The 20,860-nt window shown below is 30.5% G+C and carries 18 protein-coding genes, 1 other RNA gene, 1 pseudogene and 1 riboswitch; of the genes and pseudogenes, 5 read left to right on the forward strand and 15 right to left on the reverse strand.

The window, feature by feature from the left end:
* Positions 1-560 precede the first annotated feature (560 nt).
* From BSD9I1_RS05405 to BSD9I1_RS05430, 6 genes are all read right to left on the reverse strand, one after another.
* Entirely contained in the window at positions 561-1,892 is a 1,332-nt protein-coding gene (locus tag BSD9I1_RS05405) for a TRAP transporter large permease subunit (RefSeq protein WP_186429469.1), read from the reverse strand.
* A gap of 21 nt (positions 1,893-1,913) precedes the next feature.
* Positions 1,914-3,494, reverse strand: coding sequence for an amidohydrolase family protein (locus BSD9I1_RS05410; RefSeq protein ID WP_186429470.1), 1,581 nt, complete (start codon positions 3,492-3,494; stop codon positions 1,914-1,916).
* 185 nt (positions 3,495-3,679) lie between these two features.
* The gene (locus BSD9I1_RS05415) at positions 3,680-4,405 is read right to left on the reverse strand and encodes a lysoplasmalogenase family protein (RefSeq protein ID WP_186429471.1); all 726 of its coding nucleotides are present in this window, start codon (positions 4,403-4,405) and stop codon (positions 3,680-3,682) included.
* 175 nt (positions 4,406-4,580) lie between these two features.
* A complete protein-coding gene (gene hcp / locus BSD9I1_RS05420; protein ID WP_186429472.1) occupies positions 4,581-6,227 on the reverse strand; it encodes a hydroxylamine reductase in 1,647 nt (548 codons plus the stop codon).
* A 152-nt stretch (positions 6,228-6,379) separates the two neighbouring features.
* A complete protein-coding gene (locus BSD9I1_RS05425) occupies positions 6,380-7,261 on the reverse strand; it encodes a cation diffusion facilitator family transporter (RefSeq protein ID WP_186429473.1) in 882 nt (293 codons plus the stop codon).
* Between the two features lie 235 nt (positions 7,262-7,496).
* Positions 7,497-8,198: a M48 family metallopeptidase gene (locus BSD9I1_RS05430; RefSeq protein ID WP_186429474.1), complete on the reverse strand. Its 702-nt coding sequence runs from the start codon at positions 8,196-8,198 to the stop codon at positions 7,497-7,499.
* Positions 8,199-8,488: 290 nt separating this feature from the next.
* Here BSD9I1_RS05430 and BSD9I1_RS05435 point away from each other — a divergent pair, with 290 nt between their 5' ends.
* A complete protein-coding gene (locus tag BSD9I1_RS05435; RefSeq protein WP_186429475.1) occupies positions 8,489-9,991 on the forward strand; it encodes a BCCT family transporter in 1,503 nt (500 codons plus the stop codon).
* Between the two features lie 56 nt (positions 9,992-10,047).
* Here the strand turns inward: BSD9I1_RS05435 and BSD9I1_RS05440 are convergent, their stop codons facing one another.
* From BSD9I1_RS05440 to BSD9I1_RS05460, 5 genes are all read right to left on the reverse strand, one after another.
* Entirely contained in the window at positions 10,048-10,815 is a 768-nt protein-coding gene (locus BSD9I1_RS05440; RefSeq protein ID WP_186429476.1) for a ThiF family adenylyltransferase, read from the reverse strand.
* Positions 10,816-10,913: 98 nt separating this feature from the next.
* Positions 10,914-12,935, reverse strand: coding sequence for a methyl-accepting chemotaxis protein (locus BSD9I1_RS05445; RefSeq protein ID WP_186429477.1), 2,022 nt, complete (start codon positions 12,933-12,935; stop codon positions 10,914-10,916).
* A 157-nt stretch (positions 12,936-13,092) separates the two neighbouring features.
* Positions 13,093-13,176: riboswitch (cyclic di-GMP riboswitch) on the reverse strand.
* Between the two features lie 319 nt (positions 13,177-13,495).
* Positions 13,496-13,798, reverse strand: a complete 303-nt coding sequence (locus BSD9I1_RS05450) for a hypothetical protein (protein WP_035305891.1) — start codon at positions 13,796-13,798, stop codon at positions 13,496-13,498.
* A gap of 185 nt (positions 13,799-13,983) precedes the next feature.
* On the reverse strand, positions 13,984-14,697 hold the full coding sequence (locus BSD9I1_RS05455) for a hypothetical protein (RefSeq protein WP_186429478.1): 714 nt from the start codon (positions 14,695-14,697) through the stop codon (positions 13,984-13,986).
* 162 nt (positions 14,698-14,859) lie between these two features.
* On the reverse strand, positions 14,860-15,336 hold the full coding sequence (locus BSD9I1_RS05460; protein ID WP_186429479.1) for a DUF2383 domain-containing protein: 477 nt from the start codon (positions 15,334-15,336) through the stop codon (positions 14,860-14,862).
* 157 nt (positions 15,337-15,493) lie between these two features.
* Between BSD9I1_RS05460 and BSD9I1_RS05465 the strand changes: the two genes are divergently transcribed.
* The 4 genes from BSD9I1_RS05465 to ssrS all read left to right on the forward strand — a co-directional run bounded on the left by BSD9I1_RS05465 (position 15,494) and on the right by ssrS (position 17,051).
* Positions 15,494-15,724 carry a hypothetical protein gene (locus tag BSD9I1_RS05465; protein WP_186429480.1) on the forward strand — a complete coding sequence of 77 codons (231 nt, stop codon included), beginning with the start codon at positions 15,494-15,496 and terminating at the stop codon, positions 15,722-15,724.
* Between the two features lie 179 nt (positions 15,725-15,903).
* Positions 15,904-16,179, forward strand: coding sequence for a LysO family transporter (locus BSD9I1_RS05470; protein ID WP_186429481.1), 276 nt, complete (start codon positions 15,904-15,906; stop codon positions 16,177-16,179).
* Between the two features lie 2 nt (positions 16,180-16,181).
* The gene (locus BSD9I1_RS05475) at positions 16,182-16,781 is read left to right on the forward strand and encodes a lysine exporter LysO family protein (protein WP_186429482.1); all 600 of its coding nucleotides are present in this window, start codon (positions 16,182-16,184) and stop codon (positions 16,779-16,781) included.
* Between the two features lie 77 nt (positions 16,782-16,858).
* Positions 16,859-17,051, forward strand: a non-coding RNA gene (gene ssrS / locus BSD9I1_RS05480) — 6S RNA.
* A gap of 79 nt (positions 17,052-17,130) precedes the next feature.
* Here ssrS and BSD9I1_RS05485 read toward each other — a convergent pair.
* From BSD9I1_RS05485 to BSD9I1_RS05500, 4 genes and pseudogenes are all read right to left on the reverse strand, one after another.
* Positions 17,131-17,957, reverse strand: a pseudogene (locus BSD9I1_RS05485) (Cof-type HAD-IIB family hydrolase).
* A gap of 84 nt (positions 17,958-18,041) precedes the next feature.
* A complete protein-coding gene (locus tag BSD9I1_RS05490) occupies positions 18,042-18,224 on the reverse strand; it encodes a hypothetical protein (protein WP_186429483.1) in 183 nt (60 codons plus the stop codon).
* Between the two features lie 61 nt (positions 18,225-18,285).
* Positions 18,286-19,071 carry a response regulator gene (locus BSD9I1_RS05495; protein WP_186429484.1) on the reverse strand — a complete coding sequence of 262 codons (786 nt, stop codon included), beginning with the start codon at positions 19,069-19,071 and terminating at the stop codon, positions 18,286-18,288.
* Positions 19,064-20,770 (reverse strand): sensor histidine kinase, encoded by a 1,707-nt coding sequence (locus BSD9I1_RS05500; RefSeq protein WP_186429485.1) that lies wholly within the window; start codon positions 20,768-20,770, stop codon positions 19,064-19,066. The genes BSD9I1_RS05495 and BSD9I1_RS05500 overlap by 8 nt, the downstream gene beginning before the upstream one ends.
* Positions 20,771-20,860: the final 90 nt, after the last annotated feature.

A 20,860-nucleotide genomic window follows, 5' to 3' on the forward strand; every position in this document is an offset into this window, starting at 1 on the left:
TCCTGAGCCAGGATCAAACTCTCAATTTAAAAGTTTAATCTGTTTCGCTCATCGCGTTTCTTAACATTTAACTGTTAAGTAATTGACTGGTTTCTATTCTCTGTTCAATTTTCAAAGACCCTGTCGCCCTAAGCGACTTTCATATCTTATCATTTTCATTCAAGCTTGTCAACTAGTAATTTGTTTTCAAAATACTATTGAAAGTTTAAATGTTTTTGCTGTTTCTTGTTTGCCGCCTATCTCAGCGACGAAGACTATCTTACCATGAGATTATTCCTGGTCTACCTTTACTAAGTGCCATTAAACAAAAATAAACATATTATTTAGCATTATCCGGCCATATGCTTAAATTTTCATATACTGATACACTAGATAAAGTTTATAATTAGCCGAGTTGAAGTTACTATTAATCAAACCCTATAAAGCACCTGAAGTTACTCTTCTCTATTAAACTCATTTATAAGTATTAAAAGCCAGTTTATCTGTCTGTTTCACTAAACTGGCTTTTTTATTTTATATTTAATATCCTTCATCTTGCACTTGCTATATAGCTAGTGCTCTTAAGCAAGCATTGGTCCAATGAACGCCCAAACCATAACCCAAATCCAAAGTGCAGCCGCTCCAACCCAGGTTGCCTTTAAAACCGTTTTGGTATTGCTGCAGCGTGCTATACCTAACTGCCCTGCAAGATTTGCAGTTGGATATAAAGAACCTGTAATTCTTGTAGCTGCTAGTATTGCTGTGGCCCATATTTGCATTGGCAAGCCAACTGAATTAACTAGATCTATAAACATTTTGTGTACTATTGTAATTTCAGCAACTGCAGCTGCTTCAATACCAAATCCTCCAACTAAAGAAGCAATAATTAAAACGCCTGCCTTTCCTCCACCAGCAACTAATCCTGTTAGAAGCTTACCTAAAGCATCAAATCCACCGCCAATATTTATCATGCTAAACATTACTTCAAAGAAAATAAACACAAAGAACATGTTTGTCATCTTTGATGCACCTTCAACAAATGTATCAATTGCTGAATCAATTTCAATTCTGCTGCTAATGGTAAGAATTGCAGATAAAATTAACATTACAATAATGGCATAATTTGTGCCCTGTTTTGTAACGACCCCATACCCAACTAAAATAGCAAATACTATTAAAAATAATATTGTTGTTCGTTTTTGCTCTATACTTACAACCATTTTATTAATATCAATCATGTCTTCAGTTATCTCATATACTTCAACGCCTTTTAGCTTCTTTTGAATTTTATTTGCTGCAAAAACTGTAGCACCAATCCATACGATACTAAATGGGATAACAGCCCAAAGCATTAATTTACCGTAAGAAAGCCCTGTAATACCCATAGTGGCAATAGTAACCCCAGTTAGCGGTCCCATAATTAATCCAACTTCTCCAGCAACTTTAAACAAAGCACATACAGTACTTGGAGTAAGTCCAACTGCAGCTACAACAGGAATAATAACAGGAGCAATAATTGCATTGCCGCCAGCTAATGTTCCAAGTAATCCACATATAACAATGGAACTAATTATAACTGCTGCCATACCCTTTTTTTCAGTATTGACTCCAATTCCCTTTACAATCCAGTATACAAGTGTTTGACTTACCTTTGTTTTATTCATCAAGTAGCCAAGCCCACTTCCACACATAATTATAATTCCTATTATTGCCAAAAATGAACCTAATGAAGTGACAAATATTCCGGCTAGACTTTTAACTCCCTGTCCAGTTAAAATTGCAGCTACAATTACACCAATAATCAAACCCGATAAATTGGATTTATTTCTAAAAACCATTATCAAATAGGCTAGTAACGGTAATAGCGCTATTAGCGACGGAGCTGAAATCAATGCATATTTTCCTAATTCCATTTTCCTTCCCCCTTCGAAATTTTAATTATCTTTTAATAAAATTCTGCCTTTTTTATTTTCAGTTCTTACGCCGTTAAGAAGTTCAGGAGTACCAGCTATAAAAACATGGTTAATTCCTACAGGCTTTACAGGAGAATGTATGAATGTAGACATATCTTTTATTTCATTAAAATCAAATACAGTTATATCAGCAATATTATTAACTTTTAGCGTTCCTCGATCCTGTAATTTAATAATACTGGCGGGAAGCCCTGTAATTTTATATACAGCATCCTCTAATGACATTAAATTATTTTCACGGATCATCTGCAAAAATCTCGGAAATGTTCCAAAACATCTAGGATGTGGATTATAGCTTAAATCATAACTAAAGTTATACCCGTCACTTCCTACAGCTATATCCATTTCCTTCATAATATTAAGCACATCCTCTAAACTTAGTGAATAATATATAGCTGATGTCTCACCGCTGCACTTAATTAAAACTTCAATTACTGCCTCCTCTGGTGGTAAGTTAAGAACTCTTGCAATTTCTTCAATGTTTTTTCCGTCAAATTCGGGAATATGTCCATGTGTAGAAGAAATTCCTACCTTACTTGCTCCCCCACGTCGTTCCATTTCGGCTTTAATATCTAAAAGCAGCCTAGAGTCCTTTGCTTTAAGTCTTTCTAACATCCTTGAATTGCCACCATCCTGAGCCCAACCAGGTACAAGTGCTGAAAGTCCTGTAGACGTTGCTTCATAGGGATATTGATCACAAGTAATAGTACATCCTCTTTGACGTGCTGCTTTAATATTATTGAGAAGTTTTTCTGAATTTCCCCATTGCGGTTTACCAATGAGCTTTAAATGTGAAATGTGCAAATGAACACCTGTACTTTCAGCTACTTTAATCATTTCATCAACAGCTTCAAATACTAAATTGCTTTCATTGCGTAAATGTACAGTAAGTATACCTTGATTTTCCTTTATTACCTTAGCAAGTTCTATGAACTCATCTAATTTTCCATAACTGCTTGGTGGATAAATTAGCCCCAAAGACATACCATATGCTCCATTTTTTAATTCCATATCAAGGATATTCTTCATCTTATAGAGTTCTTCAGCAGTAGCTTCTCTATCATCAAAACCTACCACGCAAGCTCTAAGTGTGCCATGGCCAATTAAGGTACCACTATTAATTGTCAATTGCTTCTTACTTGCAATTTCAACATAGTCTTTCATACTATCCATTTTTAAAGATGTATCTTCAGGAATTATTTCAATTGTTCTAGAAAAAAACTCTCTAATTTCTTTTCTTTTGGATTCATTTGATGGAACTAAAGAAATGCCGCAGTTTCCTGTAATTTCTAATGTAACTCCTTGATATAACATGCTTTCTGCTTCTTTTGAATTGAGAGGACATGCATCTGAGTGGGTGTGAAGGTCAATAAATCCCGGTGAAATAACTTTTCCCTCACAGTTAATTATTTTACTACCCGTAACATTTTCATTTTTAGTGATTTCTACAATTCTATCGCCTTTAATGCACACAGTGGCCTTATAGGGAATCTTCCTTGTACCGTCCACTACTAGGCCGTCTTTTAGAACAAAATCATACACAGTTAGCACCCCCAAACATTATTTATAAAGCTTCTTTCATATTGTTAATGAAAGACCTTATACATCTCAAGTTGAGTATTAAACAGCTTAACTCTCTTCCTTTGTGGGTTATAGTAATATATGAAATTTATTTGTCTTTTATTACGTTAATATATATGAAAAAAGCCTCCAAATTAGGAAGCTTCTTATTTTAAAGTTTTTCTATTATATCCACTTAGGACCAGTAAAATCTGTGATGGGAGATAAAATATCCATATCAATATAGATAAGTCTTTTAATATAACTGATAACGCCACGTTTATATCACAAAGCAAAAACAAAATCATACCTATTGCAACTAAGTACCTACTATACATTGGATAAAAAGCTCCCTTAAGGGTTTTCCATCCTATATAAACGCTATAAAGTAAAATAACTGCATAAATAAATCCTATAATCAGAGTGACCTTTTTTATACCTTCATATCCTAGGTCTTCTATAAGTAAATTATTCCCAGAAGGTATAACTATTAAGATAATAACTATAATAGTAACTACTAAAAAGTTTAAATTATATCTCCGCTCTATAGCCCTCCTATGACGTATTATGTAAGTAATTTGTACTAAGCAAAAAATCATTATACCTAATTCATTTAAGCCTAAAATTATCATACACAAATCGGCTAAAGCAGTAAGAAAAATTGCCAATCTTAAAAATATAGTATCAATTTTATCATGTCCGTTGTTTCCTATTAGAATAGATAAAAACAAACATAATAGTATTCCAAAATACTTCAACACCGCTGAGTACATTGTTTTAAGATTATTAGTGTAATCAATATAGATAAATGCACAATATATAATTAACTCAATAAAAAGTACAAGCTTTACGATTAATGTCTTAACATGATTTTTTATAATAATCACTTCCAAAACATAATATTTTCCTTATATTATATTTTGCTAAATTATAAGTTTAAATATAATATTTTATTATAATAACCCATTAATAATTTTTATCCACTCATATAAAAATGCACCTCCAAGTGCTAGATTTTCTCTAACATTCGGGGTGCACTTCAAAAACAGATGCCTTTCCTTATTCGTCTTATCCTAATAGCTCTTTCAAATCATCTTCTGGTGCGCTAATTGGCTTAATATCAAAATTATCAACTAGGAATTGTAATACATTAGGACTTAAGAAAGCTGGTAAGCTCGGTCCAATATACATTCCTTTTACGCCTAATGAAAGTAATGCTAATAAATCAGCTACAGCCTTTTGCTCATACCAAGATAAAACTATTGACAATGGTAAATCATTAACTCCACAGTTAAATGCATCCGCTAACGCTAAAGCTATTCTAACCGCTGAATAAGCATCATTACACTGACCTACATCAAGTAATCTTGGAAGCCCTGCCACTTCTCCAAACTCTAATTTATTGAAACGATACTTACCACAAGCTAAAGTAAGTATAATACAATCCTTAGGTACTTTTTCCGCAAACTCTGTATAATAGTTTCTCCCAGGCTTTGCACCATCGCATCCACCTATCAAGAAGAAATGTTTAACTTTTCCATCCTTAACTGCATTTATAATTGTTTCAGCATGACCCAAAGTTGCCTTATGTCCAAAACCTACTAAAATTTCTTTAACTTCTTCATCTTCCTTAAATCCACCTAATTCCAATGCCTTGTTTATCACCTCAGAAAAATCCTTATATCCATTTTCATCTTTAGGTATGTGCTTAATACCATCCCATCCAACAACGCTTGTTGAAAAAATTCTATCTTTATAAGAATCTCTTGGTTTCATTAAGCAATTTGTTGTCATCAAGATACAACCTGGTATATCATCAAATTCCTTTTGCTGATTTTGCCAAGCGCCTCCAAAATTACCTACTAAATGAGGATACTTGTTTAATTCAGGATATCCATGAGATGGCAGCATTTCACCATGAGTATAAATATTTATACCCTTACCATCCGCTTGCTCTAGTAACATTTCTAAGTCCCTTAAATCATGTCCAGAAACCACAATAAATGGTCCCTTCTTTATATTTACATTTACTTTTCTAGGAGAAGGAGAGCTATATTTTTCGTTATTAGCTTTATCTAATACCTCCATAATCTTAACACTCATCTCTCCAGTTTTTATCAAGTATCCTATAAGATCCTGAAGTGTTAAACTATCATCAATTAAAGCTTTTAGAGCTTTAAAGTAAAATTCATCCACTTCATCATTATTATATTTTATAAATCTTGCTTGATGAGCATAAGCTGCAATTCCTTTCAAACCATACTTTATAGTTTCTCTAACGGAACGAATATCTTCATCTAAGTTTTTATCATACATAACTCCTGCTTTTTTAGCATCCTCAAGAATTTCTTCTTTAGAATTACTTAGATCGTACAATGCTTCATCACTATTTATATCTTCTTGTCCAACTTTTCTCCTAATTTCTTCTTTAATCTTTTGAGATTTTTTAAGCATGTCCAAATGAGCTTCAGGATCAAAATTTACATTAGTTAATGTCATAAATAATGAATCTTCAACAAATGAAATCAATGACTTATCTAGCTTTTCCCCTTTTTCTATTAATTTAACAACATATGAGCTAATTCCTTTTAGTTGATAAATTAACAAATCCTGCATTGCAGCAATTTCTGGTGTCTTTCCACAAACCCCTATTTTAGTACATCCTTTACCTCCAGCGGTTTGCTCGCATTGATAACAAAACATTTCTTGTTGCATATACAATCCTCCTGAATTTTCAAAATATTTTATTATTATTTTACAATTAACTAATATAATATGCAACAAAAAACCGACATTAACCTATAATTTTTACAAAAACATCTAATTTTTAACAATTTATTCATTTTCATTTTAGTTTATACTAACATCTATAAACGTTGTTTCCCTTCATAGTAAGGCTCTAAATGAAGTATAACTTGAGACTTTTCACCCAGCTCTTCTTTTACTCTATTTTCAATATTAATAGCAAGAGTATGTGAATCCTCAACACTCATATAGGCATCTACCATTATGTGAAAATCTATATACATTTCATCCTCTGTACCCCTACTTCTCACATTATGTGCATCCTTAACCTCTTCAAATTCAAGGGCTATATTCTTTATCTTTTCTGCATCTATAACCGCTTTATCCACTAGCACTCCACTGGTATCAGAAAATATTTCATAAGCAGCATGGAATATAAAACCACCTACAAATAGTGATGCTATAGGGTCGATTATCGGAGATAATCCAATTTTAATACTTATAAGGGTTATTATCACACCTATAGAAACATAGATATCCGATTTTGTATGCAGTGAATCAGATATAAGAATCTGACTTCTAAGTTTTTTGCCTTCTTTATATTCAATCTTACTTACAAGCACATTAATCAAAAGGGTTATACATAAAGCAATTATGCTTTCCAAACTAACGTTAGGTGCAACCGGATTGTTAAACTTCTCAAATGCTTTAATGAATATCTTTACACCAACTATAGTGAGCATACCCCCAATAAAAAGACCTGCAAGGGTTTCAAATTTCTTATGCCCATAAGGATGGTCTTCATCCACAGGTTTTGAAGCAAACCAAATGCCTATTAGCCCAACAATATTAGAGGCTCCATCGGAAAGGGAATGAAATCCATCAGCAGTTAAACCTGTACTTTTCGCAGCAGATCCAATCATAATTTTGATCAAAGCAACAAAGATATTTGCAAATAATATAATAAGAAGTACATTTCTAACTCTCTTTATATTACTGTCCATAATTAGACTCCTTTATATATTTATCAATTGATAGTATTATTTTCATCTTATACTTCATATCATATGTCTACATATGAGTATTTGTTACTATTCTATTAGTTGAACATCGGTATCAATTGATAATGATAATCTAATTTATTAGAACTTCCCACAGGATAACTTCAACAATATTAAAACTTTATCCATATTCTTGATTTTAAAATATAAAAAAAGCCAATATCATAAGGTATTGACTTTAATCTTCTATAAATGTATTCAATTCTTTTTTAATTGCTCTCCAACTTGGCAGAAACTTATCCATATAACCTACAAAGATATTATTATGGCTTTTCTCAAGCAAATGAACTAATTCATGCACAACAACATATTCAAGGCACTTTGGAGGTTTTTTGGCTAGCTGTAAATTAAGCCATATACGTTTATCTCTTACATTGCAAGTTCCCCAACGTGTTTTCATATTTTTAACTCCCCATTCTTCAGCTGTAACACCTATGATTTTCTGCCACTTCTCCAAAAGCTTAGGTATTTCACTTTTAATATTTTCACGGTACCATTCATTTAGTGCCTTTTCTCGCTGCTCCACTGTGCTATTTTCACGCACTTGCAATATAAGCTTATCTCCATTAATCTTTATATCGTTATTCTTATTTAAATAACCCACCTCAAGAACGTATTTCCTTCCCCAAAGATATACACTTTCACCTGAAACGTATTCCCGAATGCATTGTTTAGGCTGATTTTTATATTTATATTTATCTTGATGCTTTTTTATCCACGATATTTTAGAAATCACAAACTTTTTAATAGCTTCATTATCTATATTTTTAGGTGCCGAAACTTGTACTTTTCCTTGCGGAGCTGTTACTCTTAAGTATATATTTTTTATTTTCTTTTTTTCCAACTGAATTTCTATATCATTAATTATTAAAATTTCCACTTTATATTCTCCTTTACTTCCCACCAAGTTCATTTTTCAATTAATCCTATTTATCTTTAATTTAATATCATTTTATCAAAATTATACATTAAGTAAACTTAAGTTATAAATCAAATTTTATAATAAAGATTAAGAATTTTTATTGCTCGTATGGGAATAATTATAAAATCTAAAGATATTATAATTATTTTTGCAAATAACAATCTCGAAAATATAGACAAGTTTTTTGTCTTATTATTATAATAGTCAATCAGGAAACATTACTCAAATATCACTAGGGAGGAAACACTATGGTTTTTTACATATCATTAATTATTATTGCATTATTTGTATTATGGGGAATTTTGTCTCCAACTAACTTATCAGCAACCGCTGCAAATCTATTAAATATTACTATTGAGAAGTTTGGTTGGTTTTATCTTTTAACTGCCTTTTCCATCTTATGTTTTTCAGTATTCTTGATTTTTAGCAAATATGGGAACATACGATTAGGAAGTGACGAAGACCGACCAGAATACTCTAATGTTTCATGGTTCGCTATGCTTTTCAGCGCAGGTATGGGAATAGGCCTTGTCTTTTGGGGAGTAGCAGAGCCTGTTCAACACTATATTAATCCCCCAATGGAATTACAAGGAGGAACTGCAGAAGCTGCTCGTATGGCTCTAAGATATTCCTTTTTTCATTGGGGACTTCATCCTTGGGCAATTTACACAATTATTGGATTATGCCTAGCCTATTTTAATTACCGTAAAGGCTTTAATAGTTTAATAAGCTCAACATTTTATCCTTTACTTAAGGATAAGATTAACGGACCAATTGGTAAATTTATTGATATCTTAGCAATTATAGCTACAGCCTTTGGAGTTGCAACTTCTTTAGGGCTTGGAGCTCTTCAAGTTAATGGAGGACTTCAGGAAGTTTTCGGAATATCCAACAGTATTAAAGTTCAAATTATTATTATTTGTGTTGTTACCGTCTTATATATGATCTCTGCAACAACAGGCCTTGATAAGGGAATTAAAATTTTAAGTAACTTGAATATAGCGGTGGCTGCAGGATTAATGCTATTTGTTTTATTTCTTGGACCAACTTCTTTTATATTTGATACCCTTACTTCAACACTAGGAGGCTATCTTCAAAATTTACTTCAGATGAGTTTAAGACTTACTCCTTTTACTCAAGGCACATGGATTGGAAAGTGGACTTTATTTTATTGGGCATGGTGGATTGCTTGGGCTCCTTTTGTTGGAATGTTCATTGCAAGAGTGTCCAAAGGAAGAACAATAAAGGAATTTGTACTTGGCGTTTTATTGGTTCCAAGCATATTTAGCTTTATTTGGTTTGCTGTTTTTGGAGGTACCGCACTGCACCTTGAGATGTTCAATAATTCAGGAATAGCAAAAATTGTAGAACAAGATGTAACTTCTGCTTTATTTATTACATTAAAGCAACTTCCTTTAGGTACTATTGTTTCTATATTGGCTACATTGCTTATTATAACCTTTTTTATAACCTCAGCAGATTCTGCTACCTTTGTTTTAGGTATGCTATCTTCTAATGGAAATCTTAATCCTAGCAATAAATTAAAACTTATATGGGGAATCTTACAATCATCTATTGCTATAACACTACTTATGAGCGGTGGTTTAGACGGACTACAGACTATGGCAATTATAACAGCCTTACCCTTTGCTGTAATTTTAATTATGATGTGTTTTTCTTTTATGAAATCTTTAAAAGATGAGCATCTTGATAGTAAAGATCTTGATAAAAATCATCATAAAATTAATTAAGATATAGATAAAGAGCAGTTCCTATAGGCTGCTCTTTATTCATATCTTAATCTTTTCTAGTTATTGTTAATTCCTAGTAAATTCTTAATAACTTCCCCCCCAATAATCATTCCAGCTACTGGAGGCACAAAAGAAATACTTCCTGGAATTTGTCTCTTTATGGAGCATCTTTTACTGCTTTCTGCTGTGCAAACACAGCCTCCCTTACAAGTTACAACTTCATCTTCTTTTGGCTTTGTTGGAATTTCTTCAGAGTATAATACTTTAAGCTTCTTTACTCCTCTTTTCTTAAGTTCATGTCTCATAACCTTAGCAAGAGGACAAACTTTTGTATTATATATATCAGCAATTTTAAATTGAGTTGGGTCAAACTTATTCCCTGTTCCCATTGAGCAAATAATCTTCTTATTATGATCCTGGCACCAAAGTACAAGTGCAATTTTTGAGGAAACTGTATCTATAGCATCAACCACATAATCAACATCCTCAGTTATAATATCACCAATATTTTCTTCAGTAACAAAAGTTCTGTGTGCTATTACATTGCATTCCCTATTTATATCTAAAATTCTTTCACGAGCAACCTCAACCTTAGGTTTACCTACAGTTTTTAGAGTGGCAATAATCTGTCTATTTATATTAGTTAAACAAACAGCATCGTCATCTACAATAACTATACTTCCAACTCCAGCTCTTGCAAGTGCCTCTACTGTAAAGCTGCCAACTCCACCAACACCAAATACTACAACTTTACTATTTTTAAGTTTTTCAAGACCTTCTTTCCCTACTAAAAGCTCCGTTCTTGACAATGAATGCTGCGCCATATTTTTCTCTCCTTTAGTACTTTAATCAGTATATATTATATATCAACATTAGTTTAATTTAAATACTATAAAACAAATTTTATTATGGCGACTATATTTTACAATTTAAATCTCATGATGATAGATTGTAAATTTTGTGCTAGCTCTGACATTCCTTCGCTGGAACTTGCAATTTCTTCTATCGAAGCAGCTTGTTCTTCAATAGAAGCTGTTACTTGCTCTGTAGAAGCTGCATTTTCCTCAGCAATAGCAGCAAGATTTTTTAAAGTATTTAGTATTTCATCTTTTATTTTTTCCATTTCTTCTCCTGAAATATTTAACTGCTCTATTATTTTTTCTACTTCTTTCATTGATTGAGCAATTAACATATATTTATCTTTGCTATTGATTACACTATTTGTCTGCTCATCAGTTATGGCTGATACCCTTTTCATTGTACTTACAGCATCTTCAGCATTCCTTTGCAATTCATTAACCATTTTATCAATATCCTTTGTAGAAGTTGAAGATTGCTCAGCTAACTTTCTTATTTCCTCTGCAACTACCGCAAACCCCTTACCTGCTTCTCCTGCTCTTGCAGCTTCTATAGCTGCATTTAGAGCCAACAAATTAGTTTGTTCTGCTATAGAGGCAATTACATCACTTGCTTGTCCAATTTTAATAGAACTATCATTTGTCTTTAATATGATCTCAAAAATCCCTTTTGCTGCATTATTGCTTTCTTCAGTTATTTTAGATAGTTTATCTATTTCTCTTAATCCTTCTTCAACAACCTCTGTTACCTTATTTGAAGCAGCATTTAAATTTTGCATATTACTTTGATCTTTTTCAATAGTTTTTTCTAACAAATCAGCCTTTAATGAACCTGTTTCTGTATTTCGTGCTTGATCTGAAGCACCCATTGCTATTCCCTCAACAGTTTTGGAAACCTCTTCTGCAGCAGTGGCGGATTGTTGTGATGCAGCTGTCAATTCTTCCGAAGCACTAGCCACTTGTTCTGAAGAATCCCCTATTTCTTTAATTATTTCTCTAAGGCTATTAATTATATTTTGTAATGCAGTGGCTAAAGTTCCAATTTCATCTTTTTTATTTATATAATTTTGAGAAATATCCTCAGTAATATCCAAATTAGCTATCTTTTCTGATTGTTTTACTATTTTAATAATAGGTTTTACAATTGAACTGCCGATTAAATATGTAATAATTATGCTTATTACCAAAACAATAAACATAACTGACACGATAATACTTATTAGTTTTGGAACCTCAGACAAAACTTCCTTTTGATTAGCAGTGATAATAAGCATCCAGTTAGTACCTTCAATAGGAGCATACCCAGCGTACATATCATTCCCATTAAAAGAATAGGAACTAACTCCCGTATTTTCCTTAAGTACCTTTTCAATCATTGTTGCTACTGATTTCTGATTTTCATCATTTTTTGCTTCATTAATTGGATTGTATTGATTTAAGACCTTCTCTCTGTCTGGATGACCAACTACTGTTCCATTGCTATTAATGACATAGCCGTATCCTTCTTTACCATATCCAGTATCATCTATAACTTTGCTTACAGAATCCCCATTTCTACGACCTATTAAAGCTCCAACTACTTTCCCATCCCTTTCAATGGGAGCAGCATACATAAGAACAATCTCATTTGTCACACGACTAACTAACAAGTCAGATACATTTACTTGACCATTTAAAGCTTTTTTCACGTAATCTCTATCACCTAATTTACTAGTTGTTCCATTTGAATAATGAGCAGTGCCATCAAGACCAACAATAGCAATGTCAAGAAAATTTGCTCTTTGTACTTGCCTTTTTAGTATAGGCTGCTGAATCTTCCAATCCATACCTTGAATGTCTGATCTTAGTGCTATCATCTCCAAAGCCTTTTTTTGAACTTCAATTCTACTTTGTATTACTTTTGATCCTTCCTTGGATAGCGAAAGCAGTGATTTTTCTGCTTCTACAGTAAGAGAATTGCTGGCTCTAACTATAGAAATCACCCCTAGCGAAATAGAGGAAAATAAAATCAATATGGAAAAACATACTATCATCTTTGTTTTGATACTTTTCGAATTTTTAATATTCTTAATTCTAATTCTTTTCATTTAGATGCCCCGCCTCATGCTAATTATTTTGCTTTTGATATATTCCTATTTTTTAGTTCGAAATTAATATATTTTTTTTAATATCTTTAATGCCTCCTTTCAAAAATAAAAATCCCTTTTATTTGAAAAACACAAATAAAAGGGATTACTAACAACACTATGCAACCGGCTGCCATATTTTTTTCAATTTAGGCCCTTGGCTTTGCGTCCTTATCTTTCGATAAGTTTGCCCTCTTAAATTAATGTATATATTTTTATTTCTAATGATTAAGTATTTTCATGCAATTTGAACATACTTGTGTAAATTATACCATTTAAGTATATTTTACACAATACCTTTTGGTACAAAACTTTTCGACATATATTTGATTTTTTTACTTCTTGTAAAATTTTTAATTTTACCAAACTTTTATATTAAATTCAAAATTCTATCGTTATTACTAAACTAACTAACATAATACTTAAATCATTAATCAACTCATACATTACTAACAAAAAAATAATCATTAAAGTCGGATATTTAATTTTTCCGTCCTTAATGATTTCTCTCATTTTCTAATTTATTTACTTTTATGTGATTTTTCTTCTATAGGTTTGAATACCCATTCATAACCACCTTGTGCTGTCATGGTAATTAAAATAGCATTAATAAAAGTTAATAACAGCTTAGATATATCAAATGTACCCGACATAATTTGATATCCTATAATAAGTATTAATGAGTATATAAAAGCTACATATTTTGTAGGCAGCCCTTTAAATACCTTGTCAATTAAATCTTTTGTAAATTCAGTAATAAGTACAACTACAGCCACCATACCTCCAAAAGTTGAAAGATAGTCTAATGTTATTAAATTATCCATAATAAAATCCCCCCATATTTCTATTAAATTATATTATCTTTAAAGGAATCTTATTACAAACTATTTTATATAAATGGGGCTGTCGCACAAAGAATAAAAATTACACTATATTGTATTAGATTTTTAAATTCTAAAACAATATAGTGCGGTTTAATTTCTTAATGCGACAGCCCCATTAAATCTTTTTATAAAATATGACTTCTTACAAAAGTCAAAATATCTTTTGCTCCTGTTCTTCCAATAAGATCTTTTAAATAAACCAACCCTTTGCGAAAATCCATAGTTTTATTAGATCTTACTTTTATTGTTCTTTTTTGTCTAGCAATTTCTGTTTCAGCATTTAAATTGCTACAATCAATAATTTTTCTATGTTTAGTACCTCTTAATATTTCCATGGAAATTTCTCTACTAAGATCCTCAACTGAAAAATATGTATCTTTGTCATTTCCTTCAAAGCATTTATATATTATGTTTTTTAAATTTTTATCTATATCTTCTGGATAATTATCTTCTATAAAAATATCTAACACTGTCCTCGGCATATTTCCAGTGGCCATAAAATACATAATTTTGCCTACATTGTATAAATCATTTTGTTTACTAAACTTCCATAATTTATAGTTTCTTAAATTGTCATTCTTATTGCGCAGCATATGTGAATAGTTGTTTTTTTCAACTATTTTAATCTTATTATTTTCCATAATAATTATATTACGCGGATTTAATTCTCTAAGGGTAATAAAAAAATCTTCTTTATGAAATTTTTCTATGATATCACACAAATTTAATGTAATTTTATATATTTCATAAAGGTTAAAACTTTCTTTATCTCTTATATACTCCTCTAATATTTCTCCTTCTACCAATTGCGCATCCTCAAAAGCTCCAGTATTGCTCACTTATATTCCACCTTCTGTACTAAATCTCTTGTAACTTATCTTTTAATATATACGTATAAACTTGTTATTTTTGAGGTGTACAATTCTTATTTAATAAAATTTAAAATGCCCCATTAGTTCAAATTAAAACTAATTGGGCATTTTAAGTTATAATATAGCTTATTAGTGCAGTCTGGTAGTATTATTATTTTCATATTTTGCCATTACTTTCTTTACTCTTCTTAACTGGTTATCATAGTCACTTACAACAGCCTTTACTTCTTCTAATAAACTTAAATCTAAGTCCTTATTTTCATCTATAAATTTCCCACCTTGATAAATACCCATTTCCATAGCCTTTATGGCATGCTGGCAAACTTCTAAATCTGTATTTACAGGTATTAATTTAACCTTTTCAAAGAATTCTCCCATAGTTCCCATTAACCCAAGAGTATCTGCGGCATCTCCGCCTATTTTTTCTATTCTATTAGTTATAGCCTCTTCATGTCTTTTGAAAGATTCTAGAATTGTTTTTAGTTCATTTTTAAGTTCTAAGTCTTCAGCCTTAGTAAGATAATCTTTAAACGTACTTCCACCCATATGTATTCCTTTTAAAAACCTATTAATTTCCTTCATATCATTCCCTGATTTTGTAATCATTTTTTTCACCTCACCATATTGTCTGTAGTCAGAATTCTTATTATTCTATAACTTTCATTTGTTATAGGAATAATTGATTATATATCTTCACAAAATAATTAAAGTGTATTAAAAACGCTGTAATTAAGCGGAAAAGAAATATAAAGAGGTGTTTATTATGGATTTTACAAATATTAAGAAGGTTGAAGATTTGACCATTATGAGTGATACAAATAAAAGATTAAAAGAAGGCTGGCTACTTATTGGTACATACACAAATAGTTATGACCCTCAATCCAATCCAGGTGAAAATACCTTTCACTATGTGGTAGGACTTCCAGATGGAATTGCCTACACAGATATACCTGAAAATACTTATTATGATCATCCAGAGGATCTTGAAACATAAAACTTTATTGCAACTATTAAACAGTAAAACCCTTAAACTTAAACACTTTAAGGGTTTTTATTTGCTTAAAATTGGATTTTCAACCACATCTATGCTATTATTATGACATTGGACAACTTCAAAATATGAAAAAATATACAACAAAGTAATTGTTATTCTAATAAAGGGAGGAATTTTATATGGGGAAAATTCTTTTATCCTTGGTAGTAGGAGCTATCATAGGGTATTTTTTTAATTTATCTCATAAACAAAAAAAGATAAATAGTAAAGTCCAGCAGTTTGCTGTGGTTTTTTTACTCTTTTCTATGGGAATTTCAGTTGGTGCTAATAAATCAGTTGTAGCTAACTTAAAAAACATAGGGACTACTGCTCTTACTTTTGCAATTTTAACATCTTTATTTAGTATAATATTGGTTTTTATAGTGACTAGCAAATTCATGAAGGGAAGTGACTAGACGTGACAATTGTTTTACTTGCAGCTGTGATAGGCGGAATTTTATGCGGCTACTACTTCGTTCCAGAAAATATAGCAAATAATATTAGCACTATCAGCAGTTTTGCACTTAATCTTACAATTTTATCCGTTGGAATTGATGTAGGTTCAAACAAAGGGCTTATAAAAGATTTAAAAAAGGCAGGTTTTAAAATATTATTGGTTCCCTTTTCCATAGTTCTTGGGAGCCTCCTTGGAGGTATTATCACATCAATAATTTATGATTTACCAATAAAATCAGGTTTATCTATAGCTTCTGGCTTTGGATGGTATAGCTTATCTGGAATAATGCTTACAAACCTTGATAGTGCACATGTAGGAACCATCGCCCTCCTTACAAATATTTTTAGAGAATTAATTGCGGTAATATCTATTCCTATTATTGCATCAAAATTAAATCATTATACTGCCATAGCCCCAGCTGGAGCTACATCTATGGATACCACTCTTCCACTTATTTCGGAGGTTACTTCCCCTGAGGTAACAATAATATCTTTTTTAAACGGGGTGGTATTAAGTTCTTTAGTTCCTATACTTATTAGCTTTTTTTATACGCTATATTAGGTTTCAATTATCATACACATAACACTTGCATATAAACTTTAAATATGTTATTATAATCTCACAACTTAGATAGATTACATTTTCTGAAATATTCGTTAGGCTCTTATTTTGAACCTACATTTTAACTTCGGGAATCCAATATTTAGATGAGGAAATGCACCTTCTTATGAGTCCTTTTTACGGCATTGAAGGCGATTGATGCATCTGTGAGGATACCCACCTATCGAGAGATAGGTGTCAAAATTAGAGTACCGGTATTTTGGATATTATCTTTAAAGATTGTAAGCCAATTCTTGATTATATCAAGCGTTGGCTTTATTATTTTTACATTCCTTTTTTTCTTTTACTATCAATCTTTTAATATAAAATTATTAATAGCATAAGCAATACCTGATTCATCATTTGATTTAGTTATATATTTTGCATGTAATTTAACACTATCTATAGCATTCTCCATAGCTATAGGCATCCCTGCACATTGAAACATCTCTAAATCATTATTATTATCTCCAAATGCAATCACTTTGCTTAAATCCACATCTAGTTTTTCTGACAAAATCTTTAAAGCATTACCCTTTGAAATATCAGATGCCATAATATCTAAAAGTCCATTAAATGAGCTTACTACTGTAAGATTATCAAACTTTGAGAACTTACTTTCTAAAATCTTAAATTTTTCTTGATCATCACAAATTAATAAAACTTTTAAAACATCAATATTATCAATGTTTTTAATTGTTATATCATCTATATACTTTATAGGGACATACAAGTCCTTCTGAAGATCATTATTTAACTTTTCATAATGCTCTGCTCTAGGATTGTTTTTATTAGAATACACTAAATCATTTGTATAAATAAGAAAATTTATGTTGTTTTCTAGACAATAAAATATTATATTCCTTGAAGTATCTTTATCAATTATTTTTGAATAAAGTATTTCCCCTGTTTCTATATTCTTAATTAAGCCTCCATTGCAAGCTATAATGTGTCCCCTTAAATTTAACCGCTTTATATAAGATTTCACTAAAAGATCAACTCTTCCTGAAGCAATAATTATTTCTAGTCCTTTTCTCTCTAGATCTTTAAGGCTTTCTCATTTTCTTGTGATATAATACCTTTTGAGTCCAAAAGTGTTCCATCCATATCACATACGCACCACTTATACTTAATCATAAGTCCTGTCCCCTTTGTCACTAAAAAATTATAGGTGTATATAATTAAAAATTACTACACCAAGATTATATTGTCATTATATTTTTATTTTTGAACTATTTTATTTATAATTTTTTCTTCCACAAGTTCGCTTTTACTAAAGCCTTTTCTAAAATATCGTATTTGTTTGTATTTGATTCCATTCATTTCGAAATCTAAAACATCTATTCTCTCACCGCTGTAAACCACAGGTTCCTTTTCACCTTTTATAAATACATGTACTTCCATAGGTAAATCACATCCTTAACTATATGTTTATCTAAGATTATTATATATATTAAATGTATTATCAGCAATTATTTATATCTAAAAATTTACTTGGAGAATAACCTATATACTTTTTAAATACTTCAATAAAATATTTATAGTCCTTAAACCCAACTTCTTCTGCTATCTCATAAATCTTTAAATTCTCTTGTTTCAGCAATGTAATAGATTGCAGTATCCGATACCGATTTAAAAAATCATTAAAAGTATAGGAAGTTTCCTCTTTGAATTTAGTATTAAGATAAGCAGAAGAAACATTAATTTCCTTACTTAAGTCTTCTAAAGATATTTTACATTTATATTTTGTTTCAATAAATTTAATCATTTTTCTCACATATTTTGTTTTAAAGGTCTGTTTGTCGTAATACCCCATATCCAATACCTCTAGGGATTGTCCATTACTAAACTTATTCATAACTTCCTTAATCTTATTTTTCGAATAAATCTTTTTAGTTAATTTCTCAATAGTTTCATAAAGATATTCAAAATCTATAGGTTTTAACAAGTATTCCGTAACATTCAATTTTATAGCCTTTTTAGCATATTCAAATTCACTATAGCCTGAAATTATAATAGTTTCGTATTCATATTCAAATATAGTTTCTTCTAACATCTCAATTCCATCTTTATAAGGCATTTTTATATCTGTAATTACAATGTCCGGCTCTATTTCTTTGATTTTTTCTATACCCTCTTCCCCATTACTAGCTTCTCCTACTATAACACAATTTACCTTCAACCAATCCACCATATAAATTAGCCCCTTGCGTATTATATCCTCGTCTTCAACAACCAGAATTTTATACATCACTATCACCTGCTATTATTGGAATTTTTAATATTATCTTTGTTCCGGAGTCATATTTACTATAAATATTTAAACCATAATCCTCCCCATACATTAATTTAATTGCTCTATTTACATTATATAATCCTATGTGTTCCGGCATAGCATACTCATCATTTAATATATTCAATAACTTTTCCATATCATTTCTTTGTATCCCCTTTCCATTATCTTCAATGGAAATTTCAATTCTATTCTCCACTATTTCTCCCCTAACATTTATTATAAGTTGAGCAGAATCCTTCATACCATGAACTAAACTGTTTTCTACTATTGGCTGTATAATTAATTTAGGTATTTTGCAAAGCATCAATTTTTTATCTACGTGAATATAGTATTCCAACCGATTATTATATCGAATCTTTTGTAGCATCAAGTAATTGTTTACATACTCAATATCTGTTTGTAATTCGACTTCAGAACTGCCGTAATTAATGCTGTATCTCATCAACTTAGCAAAGGAAACTAACATCTTTGAAGCTTCCTCAGGATTTAAAAGTATTTCATAGCGTAAAGTTTCTAATACGTTAAATACAAAGTGAGGATTTAATTGCCCTTCTAAATGTTTTATTTCCATGATTCTTTTTCTCTCAGAAATTTCTTTATTTTTATCAATTAAATATTGCACTTTAGTTATCATATTATTAAATTTATTATAAAGTATTTTGAATTCTTCAAAGGTATCTAAGCTTATCCTATATTCTAAATTCTCACTAGCACATTTATCTATAGCTTCTAACAAAGTATCAATTGCATTGATATTTTTATTAGTCATTTTATTAGCTAAAAAGCTTACTAAGATAATCACAAAAAAACCAATAATACAAATAATTATTACTCCAAAAATCAGCATTTGCTGCTGCACAGCAATAGAAGACATTGTTATTATTCTTATATTATTTGGTAGTTTATTATTTATGTTAGTATAATAAGATTTCTCATTAAGCTTAGTAATGTTATTTGAATTTATATCGGGGTTAAACTTCCCTGCAGAATCTATTAAATTATTATTATTAGAATATATTACATTATCAAACCTGTCATTAATACTTATAATATCCGCATCTGTGTTAATTACAAAATTATTTATATCGCTATCTCTTAATTGAAGCATTAAATATCCTATAATACCATCCTTATCTACAATACATTTAGCAAATGCGTAATCAGACCTTTGTCCATTATCATATTGTGTTTTATTAATAGTAGCTAACACTTCATCCTTTTCCTCATTTATCCTATTAATAATATCCCTTATTTCAGTACTATTTGCAGAAATCAAAGTATTAGATTCATATAAATTAGTTGCCTTAATATTTTTATCTGCATCAAAAATTATAAAATTTGATTTAATATCTTGTCCATTTGAAAAATTATATAATAAAGTAAAGGCTTCCTTTCTGTTTTTTCCACTACCTATAAAATCTTTTATAATTTTATTTTGCGATAGCTTTTTTGTGTTTTCATAATATATATCATATTGCTGTTCAAAAAAATCACTTACTTTCCTATTCCCTGATTTATTAGTTTGAATAGAAGATAATTTGAAATTTATAATCATAGAAGTAATAAACAATATGAACACAAAAGAAATTAGTATTATTGCATATTGTATAAATGAATGTCTCATATAATCCTTGAACCTAGAATATTTATTCATTATTTATCCACCTACAAACAACCCTTTTATATAAATTATACCATATTAAGCGAAAATAATAGGGCCCCAGTTTTCGAAGTCCTATTATTT

Origin of the sequence: Clostridium sp. BSD9I1, from assembly GCF_900185645.1 — a bacterium.
In the GTDB taxonomy this organism is placed as follows: domain Bacteria; phylum Bacillota; class Clostridia; order Clostridiales; family Clostridiaceae; genus Clostridium_AK.